Below are 1,699 nucleotides of genomic sequence, written 5' to 3'. Positions count from 1 at the left end.
GGTCCGTGCATACGGGCTGGATGCGCAGATCAGACGCCTGGGCGCCGCAGATGCGGATGCGTTGCCGGAAGAAGGTCCGCAATCCGGCACACCTGAAGAGGCTGCGCCGGAAAGCGGTACGGATCAGGCTGATACGTTTTAAAGATGAAAAGGGCTGCATGGAAAGCCTTCCTGCGGGAAATACTGGCAGCTATAGGCATCATGCTGCTGATTATTATGATGTTCTATATGTGCTCCGACGTTATACATCCTAAAAGTTAAAGCTGTATTAAAAACCATACAAAAACCATCTAAACGATATGTTTAAATACATGAAGATACTGATCTATATCATCTACCCCTTACTGGTTCCGGGGTTGACGATCTTCTGCCTGCTGACCTGCGGGGGAGGAGACAAGTCCTCCGCGCCGCTGGCTAAACTCTGGTTTGGAAGGCCTCCGCCGCGCAATTTATGCGAGGTTATAACGGGCCCGGCTTAGAGCGGCCTTCAGGCGCTATGCGCTATATTCCTCAGGACAGGTTCCCACAACAGAAACGCGGCCTACGCTACCCTGGACCAGGGCCGCCGGTACAGGGAGGAAAATTGTTAAAATCCGAATAAGCCTAACCGCAAATACGCAGATTTGCATAATAGCAAAAATTATGGCCGCTATAAGGTGGATTAAAGCATGGTGGTTCTTTCGGCTTCTGTCCTACAACAGCTAGAAGCATAATGCTACCGGCCTGCTTAGCCGACTTGATGCCATAATGGGCTGATAGCCGGTAGTTTTGTACCGTTAGATCCATCCGGCTTTGAGTTGCTACCGGTTGAACGCTACAAGCTGCCGGCTTCATTAGCCAACCAGGAGGATCAGCATACCAGCCTGTACTGACCGGCAAAACATCAGTACGCGTAACACTCAATGGGAATGAGCCTAGACGCGGGAGAGCCGGAGCCTGAAGACGAAAAGATAAATGAAGAATGATGAATGATGAATGATGAAAAAAGTAACGATATAAAGCGATGGCGCGTGAAGCTGTATGCTACGGGCTGGCCTGTTCCGGACTGTCCGCGGATTAACAACAATGTAAACAATATCTGGAATTGAAGCGGACGGGGGGGGAGTTACAGCCCGTAGCTTACAGCCTGAACCCCGGGGCGGCCGGCCACCGGCCTTTTTTAAAGCTATTCAACGAAAGCCGGCCCCCCCTTAATACGCGTCAACTTGCTTATCGGCCAATGACGCCTTTAGCCATAAGCTTTTAACCCTTGGCAGCCCTATACGACTAAGCGCCATGAGCCGACAACCATAACCTTTGCTAATATGCTCATTTGCTAATTGACTGTTTGACTCTGAACCGGAACCGGGAATTAAAGATAGAAGCCCTCCGGGCTTTACTGCCCTAAATCTGTACGCTGCTGCTCGTTGGGCTGATTATGTACGCGATCATCACGGCCAACCGTTAGCGCCGTCTTTATAAACAAAAACAGAAACCTAAAAAAGAAAAAGTATGCTTAAATTCACAAGGATCACGATTTATATCATCTACCCCGTGCTGGTTATAGGGATTATGATCTTCTGCCTGCTGACCTGCGGGGGAGGTGAAAAGCCCTCCGCAGGCAGGCAGGAGGCTCCGGAGGCCGTCCGGGGGGATGCACCCCGGCGGTTCGTCCCGCCTGTTATACCCGTGGAGCTTACCCGCCCTGCGGAGCGTGCCG

The 1,699-nt window shown here is 51.3% G+C and carries 3 protein-coding genes; 1 reads left to right on the top strand and 2 read right to left on the bottom strand.

The window, feature by feature from the left end; genetic code table 11:
- Positions 1–254, top strand: a 254-nt coding sequence (locus tag ACFO6W_RS22770; protein ID WP_380000830.1) for a hypothetical protein, incomplete at its 5' end; no start/stop codon positions are given.
- A gap of 349 nt (positions 255–603) precedes the next feature.
- On the opposite strand, the gene ACFO6W_RS22765 is transcribed toward ACFO6W_RS22770, so the two are convergent.
- Positions 604–786, bottom strand: a complete 183-nt coding sequence (locus ACFO6W_RS22765) for a hypothetical protein (protein ID WP_380000827.1) — start codon at positions 784–786, stop codon at positions 604–606.
- Between the two features lie 669 nt (positions 787–1,455).
- A partial coding sequence (locus tag ACFO6W_RS22760; RefSeq protein ID WP_380000825.1) for a hypothetical protein occupies positions 1,456–1,699 on the bottom strand: 244 nt, incomplete at its 5' end.

It is taken from the genome of Dysgonomonas termitidis (genome assembly GCF_042654545.1).
Lineage (GTDB): Bacteria > Bacteroidota > Bacteroidia > Bacteroidales > Dysgonomonadaceae > Dysgonomonas > Dysgonomonas termitidis.
Note: the sequence above shows the minus strand (reverse complement) of the source record. Positions and strands in the feature narration are given on the sequence as shown.

Excerpts from the sequence above, each read along its gene's own strand:
- ACFO6W_RS22765 (WP_380000827.1), bottom strand. The coding sequence starts at position 786 with ATGGATCTAACGGTACAAAACTACCGGCTATCAGCCCATTATGGCATC.